Source organism: Hyunsoonleella ulvae, assembly GCF_016827605.1.
GTDB lineage: Bacteria > Bacteroidota > Bacteroidia > Flavobacteriales > Flavobacteriaceae > Jejuia > Jejuia ulvae.
This window is the reverse complement of record NZ_JAEPJQ010000007.1, coordinates 83,956-99,731: the sequence shown is the minus strand read 5'-3', so window position 1 is coordinate 99,731 and position 15,776 is coordinate 83,956. Positions and strand designations below refer to the sequence as shown.

19 protein-coding genes are annotated in these 15,776 nt (G+C 31.0%); 10 read left to right on the top strand and 9 right to left on the bottom strand.

Features of this window, described 5'->3' with window-relative positions; all coding sequences use genetic code 11:
• Position 1 precedes the first annotated feature (1 nt).
• From JS605_RS15695 to JS605_RS15675, 5 genes are all read left to right on the top strand, one after another.
• Positions 2-250 (top strand): acyl carrier protein, encoded by a 249-nt coding sequence (locus JS605_RS15695; protein WP_203258674.1) that lies wholly within the window; start codon positions 2-4, stop codon positions 248-250.
• A 46-nt stretch (positions 251-296) separates the two neighbouring features.
• Positions 297-911 carry a sugar transferase gene (locus JS605_RS15690; protein ID WP_203258673.1) on the top strand — a complete coding sequence of 205 codons (615 nt, stop codon included), beginning with the start codon at positions 297-299 and terminating at the stop codon, positions 909-911.
• Positions 889-1,497: a formyltransferase family protein gene (locus JS605_RS15685; protein WP_203258672.1), complete on the top strand. Its 609-nt coding sequence runs from the start codon at positions 889-891 to the stop codon at positions 1,495-1,497. The genes JS605_RS15690 and JS605_RS15685 overlap by 23 nt, the downstream gene beginning before the upstream one ends.
• Positions 1,498-1,574: 77 nt before the next feature.
• Positions 1,575-2,186: a sugar transferase gene (locus JS605_RS15680; protein WP_203258671.1), complete on the top strand. Its 612-nt coding sequence runs from the start codon at positions 1,575-1,577 to the stop codon at positions 2,184-2,186.
• Between the two features lie 11 nt (positions 2,187-2,197).
• A complete protein-coding gene (locus JS605_RS15675; RefSeq protein WP_203258670.1) occupies positions 2,198-4,330 on the top strand; it encodes a GNAT family N-acetyltransferase in 2,133 nt (710 codons plus the stop codon).
• Here JS605_RS15675 and JS605_RS15670 read toward each other — a convergent pair.
• On the bottom strand, positions 4,327-5,292 hold the full coding sequence (locus JS605_RS15670) for a hypothetical protein (RefSeq protein ID WP_203258669.1): 966 nt from the start codon (positions 5,290-5,292) through the stop codon (positions 4,327-4,329). The two genes, JS605_RS15675 and JS605_RS15670, sit on opposite strands and share 4 nt — an antisense overlap.
• 5 nt (positions 5,293-5,297) lie before the next feature.
• Positions 5,298-6,578, bottom strand: coding sequence for an MBOAT family O-acyltransferase (locus tag JS605_RS15665; protein WP_394369027.1), 1,281 nt, complete (start codon positions 6,576-6,578; stop codon positions 5,298-5,300).
• Positions 6,579-6,967: 389 nt separating this feature from the next.
• On the opposite strand from JS605_RS15665, the gene JS605_RS15660 reads away from it, so the two are divergent.
• Complete coding sequence (locus tag JS605_RS15660) at positions 6,968-7,813, top strand: cupin-like domain-containing protein (RefSeq protein WP_203258667.1); 846 nt, start codon at positions 6,968-6,970, stop codon at positions 7,811-7,813.
• A gap of 56 nt (positions 7,814-7,869) precedes the next feature.
• Here JS605_RS15660 and JS605_RS15655 read toward each other — a convergent pair whose 3' ends face one another.
• On the bottom strand, positions 7,870-8,349 hold the full coding sequence (locus JS605_RS15655; RefSeq protein WP_130935936.1) for an Lrp/AsnC family transcriptional regulator: 480 nt from the start codon (positions 8,347-8,349) through the stop codon (positions 7,870-7,872).
• A 70-nt stretch (positions 8,350-8,419) separates the two neighbouring features.
• Positions 8,420-9,574: a M14 family zinc carboxypeptidase gene (locus JS605_RS15650; RefSeq protein WP_203258666.1), complete on the bottom strand. Its 1,155-nt coding sequence runs from the start codon at positions 9,572-9,574 to the stop codon at positions 8,420-8,422.
• 293 nt (positions 9,575-9,867) lie between these two features.
• Here JS605_RS15650 and JS605_RS15645 point away from each other — a divergent pair, with 293 nt between their 5' ends.
• Entirely contained in the window at positions 9,868-10,242 is a 375-nt protein-coding gene (locus JS605_RS15645) for a helix-turn-helix domain-containing protein (protein ID WP_203258665.1), read from the top strand.
• A 36-nt stretch (positions 10,243-10,278) separates the two neighbouring features.
• A complete protein-coding gene (locus tag JS605_RS15640; protein WP_203258664.1) occupies positions 10,279-10,650 on the top strand; it encodes a DNA topoisomerase IV in 372 nt (123 codons plus the stop codon).
• Here JS605_RS15640 and JS605_RS15635 read toward each other — a convergent pair whose 3' ends face one another.
• Positions 10,651-11,151: a hydrolase gene (locus JS605_RS15635; RefSeq protein WP_203258663.1), complete on the bottom strand. Its 501-nt coding sequence runs from the start codon at positions 11,149-11,151 to the stop codon at positions 10,651-10,653.
• Positions 11,152-11,154: 3 nt separating this feature from the next.
• Positions 11,155-11,916, bottom strand: a complete 762-nt coding sequence (locus JS605_RS15630; RefSeq protein WP_203258662.1) for an MBL fold metallo-hydrolase — start codon at positions 11,914-11,916, stop codon at positions 11,155-11,157.
• 94 nt (positions 11,917-12,010) lie between these two features.
• Between JS605_RS15630 and JS605_RS15625 the strand changes: the two genes are divergently transcribed.
• Positions 12,011-13,498 (top strand): TonB-dependent receptor, encoded by a 1,488-nt coding sequence (locus JS605_RS15625; RefSeq protein WP_203258661.1) that lies wholly within the window; start codon positions 12,011-12,013, stop codon positions 13,496-13,498.
• A 26-nt stretch (positions 13,499-13,524) separates the two neighbouring features.
• Here JS605_RS15625 and bcp read toward each other — a convergent pair whose 3' ends face one another.
• Complete coding sequence (bcp, locus tag JS605_RS15620; RefSeq protein ID WP_203258660.1) at positions 13,525-13,980, bottom strand: thioredoxin-dependent thiol peroxidase; 456 nt, start codon at positions 13,978-13,980, stop codon at positions 13,525-13,527.
• 55 nt (positions 13,981-14,035) lie between these two features.
• On the opposite strand from bcp, the gene JS605_RS15615 reads away from it, so the two are divergent.
• Positions 14,036-14,695, top strand: coding sequence for an endonuclease III domain-containing protein (locus tag JS605_RS15615; RefSeq protein ID WP_203258659.1), 660 nt, complete (start codon positions 14,036-14,038; stop codon positions 14,693-14,695).
• A 26-nt stretch (positions 14,696-14,721) separates the two neighbouring features.
• On the opposite strand, the gene JS605_RS15610 is transcribed toward JS605_RS15615, so the two are convergent.
• Together JS605_RS15610 and JS605_RS15605 are read right to left on the bottom strand one after the other, a co-directional pair.
• The gene (locus JS605_RS15610) at positions 14,722-14,868 is read right to left on the bottom strand and encodes a hypothetical protein (protein ID WP_203258658.1); all 147 of its coding nucleotides are present in this window, start codon (positions 14,866-14,868) and stop codon (positions 14,722-14,724) included.
• Between the two features lie 266 nt (positions 14,869-15,134).
• Positions 15,135-15,719: an RNA polymerase sigma factor gene (locus JS605_RS15605; protein ID WP_203258657.1), complete on the bottom strand. Its 585-nt coding sequence runs from the start codon at positions 15,717-15,719 to the stop codon at positions 15,135-15,137.
• Between the last annotated feature and the right edge of the window lie 57 nt (positions 15,720-15,776).

Sequence of the window (15,776 nt, the reverse complement as noted above, 5' to 3'; positions counted from 1 at the left end):
AATGAAAAAAGAAGCTATTTTAGAAAAGGTAAAAGAATCTTTTGTTAAGATTCTTGAACACGACAATTTCACTCTAAATGAAACAACAACAGCCAATGATGTAAATGGTTGGGAATCCATTACTCATATGATGATTATTACAGATATTGAGAAAAGTTTTAATATTAAGTTTAAACTTATGGACCTGATGAATATGAATAATATAGGAGATTTATTAAAAACAATTGAGAGAGAACTGAATTTAACGTAGTTAGTCTTAAATAACTTATCTAACAGTATAAAACATTTATATTGGTATGTATCAATTTTGTTTAAAACGTTTTTTAGATGTCATCACAGCTATGCTTGGTCTAATATTAACCTTACCTATATTTATATTACTAATCATGATCCTTGCATTTACTAACAAGGGTAATCCGTTTTTCGTTCAAAAACGCCCTGGAAAGAACGAAAAAATATTCAGTATAATAAAGTTTAAAACCATGAATGATAAAAAGGATAAAAACGGAAAGTTATTACCTGATGAAAAACGCTTAACATCAATAGGCAAAATGATTAGAAAAACATCATTAGATGAATTACCACAACTTATCAATATCGTAAAAGGCGATATGAGTTTCATAGGCCCTAGGCCTTTATTAATAAGATATTTACCTTATTACTCAGATACTGAAAGAAAAAGACATTATATAAGACCAGGTATTACTGGATTAGCTCAAGTTTCTGGTAGAAATTTATTGAATTGGAATGATAGGTTGCAAAAAGATATCGAATATGTTGAGAACTTAAGTTTTAATTTAGACTTTAAAATTTTTACCAAAACAATAAAAAAAGTCATTACCTCTAAAGACGTGGTAGTAAATCCAAATTCCGTTATCCAAGATTTAGATGCAATCAGATCAAAAAATTAAGTGGGCCATTTTAGTAACTGGTTGGGGAAGAAACGCTAAGGACACCCTTAAAGCCTTTGTGAAAGGAAAATTAAATAACTCTAGCATTGATTTGGTTATCTATGAAGAAGAACCTTGTGGAGCTAAAGAATATGCAGAAAAACATAATATCGAAACATTACAAGTCTTTAAAAATGATTATCCAAGTTTATTTTATTATCAAGAACGATTAACTAAAGTGTTAAAGAGTAGGGATATTGATTATATTTTTATGCTAAATTTTAAATATATAATTAAACAACCAATGTTAAAAGCTTTCCCTAATCACATAATAAATATTCACCCTTCTTTGTTTCCAAGCTTCCTAGCAACTAAAACAGCTATTCAAGACGCATTAGATTATGGCGTAAAAATTACAGGAATAACAACCCATATCATTGATGATAAAATCGATGAGGGTATTATATTATGTCAACGCGCTATAAAAGTATCAGAAGACGATACTTTTGAAACACTTTATCCCAGATTTGCTAAAAACGGAAAAAAAATAGTTTTAGAAACCATTTCTAAAATTGAAGAATTACAGGTTAAAGAAAAACAAACATGAATGTTTCTTATCAAAAAATAATAACTTTTAAACGTAAAATATAGGCAAGTATAAAAGCCTATTTTACTTTTACAAATATGAAATATAAAAATATTAAACGTTTATTTGATTTTCTTTTTGCAGCTACTGTTTTCTTGCTGTTATCCCCTGTGTTTATAGTCATCACTTTATGCTTATTATTTACTAATAACGGAAAGCCGTTTTTCTTTCAACTACGTCCAGGTAAAAATGAGCGTGTTTTTAAGATTATAAAGTTTAAAACCATGAAAGATTTGAAACCTGGGGATGAGAAAAATATTCATAGTTTAAATAGAGTGACTAGAATAGGAGCTTTCATTAGAAAATATTCTGTAGACGAAATACCACAATTGATTAATGTGATAAAAGGTGACATGAGTATAGTTGGTCCCAGACCATTATTGGTACATTATTTACCTTTGTACAACCATTTTCAGAAACAAAGGCATAATGTAGCTCCTGGTATAACAGGTTGGGCGCAAGTAATGGGAAGAAATACGTTAACATGGGAAAAAAAATTTGAACTAGATGTTTGGTATGTTAAAAATCAATCGTTTTTATTGGACCTAAAAATTATTCTCCTCACTATCAAAAAAATCATCGTTCCATCTGGGATAAATAATAATGAAGGTACCAATATGCCTGAATTTACTGGATCCAAACCAACATAAAACAAAAAATAATGCCAAGCCTGCCAATATATAGTTTAGAATTTACAACCATTAACTCCGAGGATGATATCAAGAAATACTATGATATTCTTAATAAGTTTGAGAATTATTGTACATTTTATTCTTTAGAATATTGCAACTATCAAGAAAATCACAAACTTAATTACTTTGTTTTAAAGAAGAACCAAGATGTTAAAGTTGTGATGCCGATTTTTTTAAATAAAATAGATTCCCTAAAAGACAAAAGCTATTATGATGCATCATCTCCCTATGGCTACAGCGGCCCCCTAACAAATAAAACGACCCCAGAGGATTTAGATTTTTTTTGGATTAAAGTTGATGAATGGTATAAAAGCAACAACGTAGTCACTGAATTTATAAGGTTTAATTTAGAAGGTAATCACGTAAACTACTCAGGCCATTTAATTCCTACTTTGAGCAATGTAAAAGGTAAATTAATCGCTTTTGAAGAACTTTGGTTAAATTTCAAGCAAAAGGTTAGAAATAATTATAGAAAAGCAGAAAAACGTAATTTACGTTGTATAATTTATGATAGTGGTATTACCCCTCAAGTTATAGATCAATTCTATAATATTTACATAAAAACTATGGAGCGTAATGCTGCTACAAAAAACTATTTTTACCCTCGCTCCTATTTTGAAAACCTAATTGATAACAATGCTGATAATATTCTAATATCCATAGTTTACAAAGATGAAACTCCCATTTCAGCAGAACTAATTATCATAAATGGAGATATTATGTACTCCTATCTTGGAGGTACTCAAGCTGAATATTTTAATGCTAGACCTAATGACTTTTTAAAAATAGAAGTGATCAAATGGGGGTTAAAAAATAATATGAAATATTATATACTTGGTGGTGGAAGAAAAAATAACGATGGTCTTTATCAGTATAAAAAATCTTTTTTCTCAAAAGATGAAGATGTGTATTTTTTTACAGGAAGAAAAATAATTAACGAAAAAGTTTACAATTTATTAATACGAGAAATAGATGTAAATTACACAGATGTTAATACATTGCTAAGCGATTCAAATAATTTTTTTCCTATTTATAAAAAATCTAATAACGTGACTATAACTGCCCCCTCGAAAACTGATATTGTATTAATCACTGAAAGAAGTGAATGGCAAAAAGCATTACAAAGTGTCTCTAATTTTGATTTTTATCATACTTATGATTACCATAATTTATCAATAAAAAAAGACGAAAAAGCGATTCTAATAAAATATACAGAAAATGATTCTTGTATATTATTACCTCTAGTCATTAGACAAATTGAAAACAGTGATTTCTTTGATGCAACTTCAGTATATGGGTACTCTGGTCCTATTCAAAAGAACATTAGTAATAATTTTGATAATGAAAGTTTTATAAAATCTCTTAATGATTTTTTCAATAGACAAAAAATAGTTTCAGTTTTTTCCAGATTAAATCCATTTATTGATAGGCAATCACAAATACTAAATGGTTTAGGAGATATTGTAGAATTGGGCAATGTAGTCAATATCGACTTAACCATCCCAATAGATGAACAACGGATGATCTTTTCGAAAACAACGAAAAGGTATTTAAATAAAGGGAGAAAAGTAATAGATATAGTAAAAAGCGATTCAAAAGAAGATATTGATACTTTTATTGAACTCTATTATGAAAATATGGATAGGGTAAATGCAAAAAAAAGTTACTATTTTCCCAAGGAATATTTTTATAAATTCATTCAGAGTGAAGAATTTAAAACTGATGTATTATTTGCTAAAGACAAAGAAACCTCAGAGATTATATCAGCCGCAATGATGGTTAAAGTAAATAACATTATCCAATACCATATTTCAGGAACAAAAACAGATTTCCTTAATATTTCTCCAATAAGATTACTCATTGACGAAATGAGAATTAATGGCAGCAACGAAAATTATACCTATTTTAACTTAGGCGGTGGATTAGGAAATGAGGATGATGAATTATTTAGATTTAAATCCTCTTTTTCAAAAGATTACAAAATTTTTAAAGTATGGAAATACATTGTCAACAACAATGTTTACGATGAATTAGTTGCAAAAAATAAAGTTGAGGATATTGGTTCCTCTTTCTTTCCCTTGTATAGGTTAAAAGGTAATTAAACTTTACTTTTTAGGTATCTTGTTATTAGTTTAGCTATAATAGCCCTACCTCTATCGTTCCAGTGTTTATCATAGATTAAAGTTGTTGGAAGTTTTGAATTATCCATATCCTCTGAAAAATCTATATATGCAAAGCCATTGGCTTCCAAATACCCTATAAACTTATCTGGGGTTTTCTTTTTATCTAATAAAAGTACATATCGCTCTTTGTCATAACCATATAAACTAACCAAACTTTTAAAGTTATTCAATTTTTTTAGTTGGGTGTCACTCTCCACTATGAACCTCTCCTCTTCTGTTAATTTTTTATCAGTTTTTTTTGACTCTTCCTTAAAAAAGGTTAGCAATCTAACAGGCAAATTTCTCAAAGGGTCTAACGCCCCAATATTCTGAACGTAAGCCAATACTTTTATTTTTCTTAAGTTTTTATAGAGGGTGGATTCCAATTTCATTCTATCATCAACAATTTTATATTCAGCACGATACAGATCGTTTTCAAACTTCAAGCCAAAAGCTACAAAATCTATAAGATCAAATTCTTCTTTGTAAGAATGTACTAAATGTAATTGGTCGGCAAAATCATATCCAGCATACCCAAACTCATATACCTCAACACTATTTAATCGCTTTTCTATTTTTTTCCCAATAGAGTTATAATAATTTTGATGAAATCCCTCAATGAATGAGTCCCCTACTAACCCAATTTCAACTTTATCGTTTGATGGTTGATATTCCCTATAAGAATTAAAGCCTGAATTGTTTATGTGATATTCCGAAAAATTTTGTCTTCGATTACCCGTAACTGAAAAACCTGACTGATTAGGCATCCATTTCTCAACGCCATATTCATCAATATATCGAGATGGATAATCTTTTGTTAAATGAAAAACTCTAATATATAACTCTAAAGCTATTATTACTAGAATGGCATACATAAAACATTTTAAGAATAATTTTTTCATGTCGTCTAAAATTGGAAATAAATAAATGACCTATCAAAACCACTATCATAAAAAAGCAGCATTGCAAAAACTATAAGTGTGTAGATTATAAATCGAATATATCTTGATTTAAAGTTAAATGGCAAGCGTTCGTCTTTTCTAATAACATACTCATAAACAACAAAAACTAGTAAAAGTATGTAATAGTCAACCATTCTATATCCCATAGGATGCATATATTCTAAATAATAAAAATTCTCTGCTATACGCCCAATAAATCTAAACGCATCTGATATCGATTCTGATCTAAAAAATATCCTGGAAAATGTAACTACACTAAATGTAAGCAACACTTGAAAAACTTCGACTAGCGAGGGAAATACTGTGTTTTGTGCAATAACAGAATTTTTGTATTTCGTATTTCTACCCATTAAAAATACTGGTATAAAAGCTAAAGCATGAAATGCTCCCCAGAAAATAAAAGTCCAGTTTGCTCCATGCCAAAATCCACTTACCAAAAATATGATACATATATTCCTAACTGATTTTAATTTACTCACTCTAGAGCCCCCAAGTGGTATGTATACATAATGCCTGAACCAAGTAGATAAAGATACGTGCCAACGTTGCCAATATTCTGCTACATTTCTAGAAAAATGAGGAAACCTGAAATTAGACATTAGTTCTATACCAAACAACTTAGCCGTTCCTATAGCTATATCAGAATACCCACTAAAGTCACCATAAACTTGAAAACTAAATAACGTAACTCCCAAAATTAATGTAGATGCCGGGTAAGTTGTATAATTAGCAAATATATCATCAACTATTGGAGCTAATGAATCTGCTATTACAACTTTTTTAAATAATCCCCATAAAACTAACTTCAACCCTTGTACACATCGCTCGTAGCTAAATTCTCTATTATTTAAAATCTGTGATAATAAATTTGAAGCTCTTTCTATTGGTCCAGCTACCAACTGCGGAAAGAAACTAACAAAGGCTGCAAACCCTAAAAAGTCTTTTGTAGGTTTTAATCTATTGTAGTAGATATCAAAGGAATAGGACATGGTTTGAAACGTATAGAAAGAAATCCCAACAGGAAGTAATACTTTTAATGTCCAAGTACTTTTCATTTCATATCCAAACAGACAAAACATATCTACCCAAGAATCAACAAAAAAATTAAAGTATTTAAAGAAACCTAAAAGTCCAACATTAAAAATGACACTACACCAAAGCCATTCTTTTTTTCGTTTTTCTGTTTTACTATTAAAAATATTAAGGCCTACAATATAATCGACCATCGTACTTAGAAAAATTAGAGACAAGAATCTCCAATCCCACCAGCCATAAAATGAGTAACTAGCAAATATTAAAAAGATGTTTTGAGCCTTTCTTGACCCCTTAAACACTGACCAATAAAGTATAAATACTACAAATAGAAAAATAAAAAATTCTAAAGAGTTAAAAACCATATTTAACTGAGTTCAAAAATTTAATCCTCAAATATGTTTTATATACGCATAAATTGCAAAACTTTTCTGTAAACTACAATTAACTCATTTTAAATACACGTTTAACCATTACAATTTTACTATTTGTATAATTTCCTAATCGTAATATTCTACCATTAATCCAAAAAAAGAAAGGGATACAAATAAATAAGCTAATTTTGAGTATAAATCTGTTAAAAATGAATATAACACCCCGAATTAGACAGAATGCAAGTTCTGTAAAAGAAATTTTTACGATAGATGCCAATACCTTTAAAAGTGATTATTTTTCATCAAAAACTCCAGTTTTAATAAAAGGCCATGCCAAAGATTGGGGAGCTACAAAAAAATGGAATCTAGATTTTTTTCTTGACTTACAAGAAGACAAAGATATTTATTTACTTTCTGAAAACTTTATACAAGATGATAACAGATATTACCAAGCATCTTTGAAAGATTACATACAGAAACTTAAAGATGCAGAATCTAACAACAAAAAAATAACTGATTACCTTACTACCTTAGATATTTTTAATTATTTCCCTCATTTAAAAGAAGATATCGATTTCTCTTTTTTTGAAAAGCACACAAAAGTTAATGATATAAGTGCTTGGATTGGACCTAAGGGAACCATTTCTGGTTTTCATGCTGATACCGCAAACAATGTTTATGCTCAAATAAAAGGGAGAAAAATGTTTATAATCTGCTCACCTAAACATAACCAAACCATGTACCCAAGTAAAAAACATATTTACGGTGCTGTGGCCAGTGAGGTTGATATAAATAATTTTGACGCTAATAAATATCCAGAATTCGAAGATAACCCATTTAAAATTGCCATTTTAGAACCAGGCGATGTTTTGTTCGTCCCTCAAAATTGGTGGCACTATGTACAGTCATTAGACACATCTATTAGTATAAGTAATTTTGGATATACAAAAAAAGAAGTTTTTACATTGAAACTCAAAGAGCGTATAATTCAATCACTTCATAAAAGAGGCTTTTACAAAGCAAACAATTGTTTTTGTTGTGAAAAAAAATCTTAAAAAATAAAAAAAGCTCCACAATGGAGCTTTTTTTGATGCATATTATGAACTACATGCTACATCTCATTAAATATAGAGTGCATTAGTCTTTTCTTATCGTTAATACTTTCTTCAAGAGATATCATGGTTTCTGTACGATATACCCCCTCAATTTCATCAAGCTTAAATATTACCTCTTTGGCATGCTCTGTATTCCTTGCTCTTACTTTACAAAAAATATTAAACTTACCTGTAGTGATATGTGCCACAGTAACAAATGGTATTTCATTTATACGTTCCAAGACAAATTGAGTTTGGGAGGTATTGTTTAGGTACACACCAACATAGGCAATAAAAGAATAACCCAGTTTTTTGTAATCTAGTGTTAGAGATGAACCCCTGATAATACCTGATTCTTCCATTTTCTTTACGCGCACATGTACAGTTCCCGCTGAAATTAAAAGCTTTTTTGCAATATCAGTAAATGGTATTCTTGTATTGTCTATCAACATATCAAGAATTTGATGATCAATTTCGTCTAGTTTAATTTTCCCCATAATGAACTATTCTTAAATAAAACCCAAAAATAATACATTTTTTATAAAGAATACTCATATTTAATGTGCTTTATTTTGAAAATAATGCGATTTCTTTATTATTCAATTTTACGAAAACGTTTTCGCTGTCTATTTCTAATACTTTCCCTTCTAAATTAGATATTACTGAGCCTTCAGCATCAATCTGGTTATGCGCATAATTATCAGATAGCCCATCTATTTTTTTCAATATTGGTATAAATTCTATTTTACCCTCCCGCAAACGCTCCTCAAACTGGAAAGCTAAATCAACAGTCTCTTTGTCGTGTTTTTGAAGGCGAGCTTTTCTTATGATAACATCAAAAAACAACTTTTTGTTTTCAGGAATATCTAAGTACGCCGCATAGTTTTTACCTTCAACATTATTGGTAGAAATATAATACAGAGACGTTAAGTAGGATATAAAAATGAGTTCTCGAGTTATGTCTCTCGCATAATCATCATGAAAATGACCTGCTTCAAATAAAATAGTAGGAACATTTTCAGTTTGAAACGTATCTCCAACACAATTAATGTTAAAGGCATCATCGTATACTCCAACCTGTTCTGGAATAATTTTTTGTAAACAGCTATTCATTTCTGCAATAACTTCCATAGCAATCTTTCTTGTTGGAGTAATAGTACACTCTTTATCTTGTGCTGGGGCTAAAAAGGATATCGTAGCTGATTTATTAGTATTTCCTGCACTAAAAATGGTACGCTGCCCATGCAAGTTGTAACAAAAATGAGGCTTAAAACTCTCAAAAACCTTCCTTAAAATTACACTTTCCGGTTGTGCCCTGCTCTGCGCATCACGATTTAAATCCACAGCATTGGCATTTACACGCGTGTATACCTCGGCACCATCGGGATTTAGAATAGGTATAATACAAAGTGTACAACTATCTAAAATTTTATTAGCAATATCACTTTCAGAAATACATAAATTCAAAAAATCAAAAATAGCTTTAGTTGTGGTAGATTCATTTCCATGCATTTGAGACCACATTAAAATTCGCTTATTACCATTACCAATTTTAATTGAATAAATGTCATTTTCTAAAACCGATTTTCCCACGATTTCCACCTTTGCTTTTGTCTTAAATCTAGATAATAGCGGCACTATTTTTTCATTGGTTATATACCTATGAAAAAGCGATAATTCCTTATGATTTTTAAATAGTAATTGTAAGTCTGAAATTTCCATAACTTTTATTTGGTGTACAAAAGTAAACATTTCGATTTTTACAATTGTAAACACATGTTTTTGACACGTTTGTTTAATTTGGTAAACAAAATGAAATACTTCTTCCAACTGTGTAAGCTAAAATTTAACTATTTTAATTTTTTATATAATAAATATCAATAAATTAGAATATTATAATATTTTAATTAAACAATAAAGTTAATTTAAAACTAAACTACACAACTTGTTTTAAGTACAATTAAAAGCTTTTTGTTACATTTGTAACAACAAATCTATCTTGATATCAATTTACAATGATAAACAGCGAAGAATTTACCAAAAGACTTCAAAAAGTCATGGAATATTACAGCGAATCTGCTTCTTCTTTTGCTGAAAAAATAGGTGTGCAACGCTCCAGTATTTCGCACATATTATCTGGTAGAAATAAGCCAAGTTTAGAGTTTGTTTTAAAAGTACTTTCATCATTTCCTGAGGTAGAATTATATTGGCTGTTAAATGGCAAAGGCACGTTCCCAAAAACACATGAGATAGAAAAACACCCCATACCTACCCCAACCCAACAAAACACCCCAAAACAAATTACAACGCTTAAAACATCTCATGAAAAGAAAATTGAACGTATTGTTATTTTTTATTCTGATGGTAGTTTTGAAAACTTCGAAAAATAAACTTCTAGTTTGTAGCTTTGCAATAAATTGTTCTAAATGAAAAAAATCTTGCTTTGCTTATCTTTGGTTTTAACGGTTTCCTGTTATAAAGTTGAACGTAGTTGTAAAGATTTTAAAACAGGGGAGTTTTATAGCGAATCTACCATTAATGATGTTGTTTATAAATCTTATTTTACCAGAACTGAAAAACTACAAATCGAAACATACAACACCCATACAGATTCATCAGAAATAAGGTGGATAAATGATTGCGAAGTGATTTTTAGGACAATACACCCCAAAAACATGGCAGAACAAAAGGATGTTCATCTAAAAATCCTTGAAACAACTGATTCTTCGTATACGTTTGAATATTCTTATGTAGGAGAGATTAAAAAAGCTAAAGGTATTGCTTACAGGATAGAATAGCTAATCGAAAGGATACAAAAAGGATTCTGTCAATTCAAAATCGATAGTTTTATCATCATTCACATAATAATTAACTAAAACTTCTCCCCAGTATTCCCCATCTGAAAAATCAGCTATAAACCACTTGTGATTCAAAAACTTTACAGTATTTATGAGCATCTTTCTACCTTCTGAAGACGCATAAGGCACTATAGGATGTTGCCCCTTAACCTCATTGGTACTGTAAATCTCATCCTTAATAAGCGGAATTAGTGTACTTATATCGTAACCATCTTTTTCAAAATAGCTAAGCGCATCCTCATTTCGCTCTAGATTAAAATGTGTTAGATTAAGCATTTCATTTTGAAGCACAGACAAGGAATCCGTCAACCTTTCTGTTTTTAATTTATAATTCTCTAATTTCCGATTTTGGTCTTCAAAAACACGTTTAGCATTTGCATATTGAAAAATAACAAGCAAAACAGCAAACACAAACAGGTACATAAAAATTTTTTGCTTCATCTTTTATATTGTAATTTCTAAATTATCATAAGCTAAAAACACATTTTTAGGCAACTGTTTTTCTACTTCAGCATGAAATCCTAACTTATGGCTAATATGCGTTAAATAAGCACGTTCAGGGTTGATTGCGGCAATAAAGATTAAAGCTTCTTCTAGATTAAAATGAGAATAATGCTGTTCTATTCTTAAAGCGTTAACAACAAGTACTTTTACTCCTTTTATTTTTTCCATCTCCTTAGGCTTCATTGATTTTAAATCAGTAGTGTAACAAAAGTCTTTAAATCTAAAACCATAAACACTTAGTTTGTAATGAAAACCTTTTACAGGTATTACCTCTAAATCTTTTAGTTTAAAACTTTTATTCTTTAGTCTATGGATGGATACCGAAGGCGCCCCAGGGTATTTATTTTCGGTTTTAAATATATAGTCAAATCGTTTCTTGAGTGACTTTAGCACTCGTTTTTGTGCATAAATAGAGATATCGCCCTGTTTGAAATAGAAAGGCCTAATATCATCTAATCCTAAAACATGATCAGAATGTTCGTGAGTAAATAAAATACCATCAATTTTTTCGCATCCGCAACGTAACATTTGTTGCCTAAAATCTGGGCCGCAGTCAATTACATAACTACCATTCTCCCATTCTACTAATACCGATGTTCTTAGCCGTTTATCCCTAGCATCTCCACTTAAACAAACAGGATGTTTACTACCTATTACAGGAATACCTTGCGATGTGCCAGTACCTAAAAAAGTGACTTTCAAAACAATGATTTTACCAAACAAAAATAAGGTTATTTTTTTGTAAACTATGGTTATTTGGTATCTTTACCTAAAATTGTATTAACCTATATTGCTTATGGAAATTAGCATACAAGGCGACAGAGAATTTGATGATATTCCTTCATTAAAATCTAAAGCTCTTAGAATAAACCTTAACGAAAACATTTACGGAACATTTGCCGAAATTGGTGCTGGACAGGAAACTGCAAGGCATTTTTTTAGAGCTGGTGGTGCCTCTGGTACAATTGCAAAAGCCATGTCTGCCTATGATAAGGATTTTAGTGACGCCATCTACGGAATAGAAGATGATAGGCGCTATGTTACTGAGTCTAGACTACGGAAAATGCTTACCCATGAGATGGCTCTAATGGAAGAGCGTATCACAAGAGACAGAAACCCAGATAAAATATTTTTTACTTATGCCAATACTGTAGCCACTATAGATTTTGCAAAACAGTTTAAAGGTCATGGTTGGGTTGGCATTAAATACCAAGTAGAAGCTGGTGCAGACTACAACGAGATCATTCTTCATATTAGATTTAAGGAAACTGATGCCCGTTTACAACAAGAAACCCTAGGAGTACTTGGAACAAACCTAATATATGGTGCGTTTTACAAATACAACGAGCCGAAAAAACTCCTAAGGTACCTATACGACCATCTGGACAAAGACCAGTTAGAAATTGATACAATAAATTTTTCAGGACCTGTTTTTAAACATGTCGATAACCGATTAATGAGTTTACAGCTTGTTAAAAATGGTATGACAGATGCTGTTGTTTTCGGACCTGACGGTAATAATGTTTTACCAGCTCGAATTTTCTACAAAAAAAATATTCTTGCGCTCAGAGGAAGTTTTAGGCCTGTTACCAAAGTAAATATGGCCATGTATAAAAAGTCTTATGACATGTTTATACAAGAAAAAAAGGTTGATAAAGATAAAACGGTAGTTGTTTTTGAAATTACCTTATCAAACTTACGTGCTGAAGGAAAAATAGATGAACAGGATTTTATCGATAGAGCTGATTTGTTGTGTGCCCTTGGACAATCTGTAATGATTTCTAATTTCCAGGAATATTACAAAGTTGTAGAGTACTTCTCTAATTATACCAAGGCTAGAATGGGATTAGCTATGGGTGTGAGTAACTTGATAGATATTTTTGATGAGAAATACTACAGGCATATAAGTGGAGGTATCCTTGAAGCATTTGGTAAATTATTCTTTAAAGACTTAAAAGTATACCTATACCCCATGTTTGATCCTAAAACTGGGGAACTCATTAATAGTGAGAATTTAAAAGTATACCCACGTATGAAAGAATTGTACAAATTCTTTAAATACAATGGAAAAGTTATTGATATTGAAGACTATGACGAAAGCATTATGAATATTTTCTCCAGAGAAGCCTTAAAAATGATTGAAAAAGGAGAAACTGGATGGGAAAATATGCTTCCTGAAGGTACCGCAGACTTAATTAAGGATTACAGGTTATTTGGCTACACTAGAAGACCTTTAAAACCACTAACCCTAAAACGTAGAGCTGCTACTAAAAAGAAACCATAAAAAAAAGAGCCAAATGGCTCTTTTTTTTATGCATCTAATATTTGCGCAGCATGTGCTTTGGTTTTTACTTTGGTTATTACCTCCTCTATAATACCATTTTCATCAATAATAAAGGTAGTGCGATGGATACCATCATATTCCTTACCCATAAATTTTTTAGGCCCCCATACACCAAAAGCCTCAATTACGGATTTATCTTCATCTGCAAGTAAGGGATACTTAAAACCATATTTGTTTTTAAAATTAGATTGCCTTTTGGCACTATCTGCACTTACACCTAAAATCTCATAACCTTGGGCTTGAAAACGCTCAAAATTATCATTTAAATCGCATGCCTCAGCTGTACAACCTGGTGTACTTGCCTTAGGATAGAAGAAAACCACTAGCTTCTTCCCACTGTAATCACTTAGTTTTATTGTGTTGCCTTGTTCATCGAGTGCTTTAAAATCGGGTGCTTTATCCCCTGCTTTTAATGTTGTCATACCAATCTTTTTTGTTTAATAATTTATTAACTTCGTTTTACAAAAATACGACCTAATGACTAAACAAGAAAGTGTTGACTTTGTTATAAAAACGTTAAACAAGATTTACCCACACATTCCCATCCCTTTGGACCATAAAGACCCATACACACTTTTAATTGCTGTTTTAATGTCTGCCCAAAGTACAGATGTGCGCGTAAATCAAATCACGCCACTGCTTTTTGAAGTGGCAGACAACCCTTATGATATGATTAAACTTTCGGTTGAAGAAATTAGGGATATCATAAAACCAGTGGGGTTATCTCCCATGAAAAGTAAAGGCATACATGGTTTATCTAAAATTTTAATTGAGGAACACAACGGTAAAGTGCCACAGAGTTTTGAAGCGCTTGAAGCCTTGCCTGCTGTGGGTCATAAAACAGCCAGCGTGGTAATGTCTCAAGCCTTTGGCGTACCTGCTTTTCCTGTAGACACACATATACATCGTTTAATGTACCGTTGGAATTTAAGCTCTGGTAAAAATGTTGTACAGACCGAAAAAGATGCTAAACGCTTATTCCCAAAAGAGTTATGGAACGATTTACACTTACAAATTATTTGGTACGGTCGCGAATATTCTCCAGCTCGTGGTTGGGATTTAGAAAAGGATGTGATCACCAAGACTATTGGTAGGAAATCTGTTATTAAGGAATATTATAAAAATAAAAAATCCTGATTTTAAACAAATCAGGATTTTTTGTTTTAGTTGAGAAGCAACTCATACTTCTTTTGCTTTCCGTTTTCAACCTTTAGAGCCTTTGAGTAATTTAAAAGAAAAGCTATCGTTTCTTCCTTTGGCTCTAGATGTTTGTTTTTTTTAAGTGAATTCTCAGAGTAAATTTTTGCCATTTGATTGTATTAAGGGTTAATTCAAAAACAATAACGCCATAAATTAATTAATATTGTGTTACCCTGAAAAAGCAATATCTAAATATCTATACTTTTTTTAACTACCCTTAAAGAAAATCTTAAATTTTATGTTTTTAATTTACCTGTACCCGCATTAGGGATTGTAGCTAGCTACCGTGTAGCGCGGAAAGCCCGACCCGAGCACGCCTGGTTGTTTTACTAAACCTAAAGTTTAATCGAGGGGAATGCCCTAACTGAAAATATATTTAATTAGTTAAAACAATATTGTGCTTGTCTATTATTTTGCGCAAATTAATAAGTGCATAACGCATTCTTCCTAGCGCTGTATTAATGCTAACTCCTGTTCTTTCTGATATTTCCTTAAAACTCATATCATTATAAATACGCATTAATAGCACTTCCTTTTGATCTTGGGGCAGTTCGTCCACCAATCGTCTAACATCACTCTCAACCTGCTCTTTAATAATGCTTTTCTCTGCATTAAGCGCATTATCACTCAGTACAGAAAAAATACTAAACTCCCCTGTGTTATCGAATTTAGGCATCCTATTACTTTTTCTAAAATAGTCTATTACTAAATTGTGCGCTATACGCATTACCCAGGGCAAAAACTTGCCTTCTTCGTTGTACGAACCTCGTTTTAAAGTGCGTATTACTTTAATAAAGGTATCCTGAAAAATATCTTCGGCGATATCCTTATCATAAACTTTAGAGTAAATAAAACTGTAAATTTTGTGTTTGTGCCTTGTTATTAGGGTTTCAAGCGCATTTTCTTGTCCTTTAATGTAGCTACTTACTAAAACAGCATCGGTTATAAGTTCTCTTTGCATAATAATTACTTTTAATGCACGAAGCTAGACTTCGGGCTTTGGGGTTATTCGTTTTTA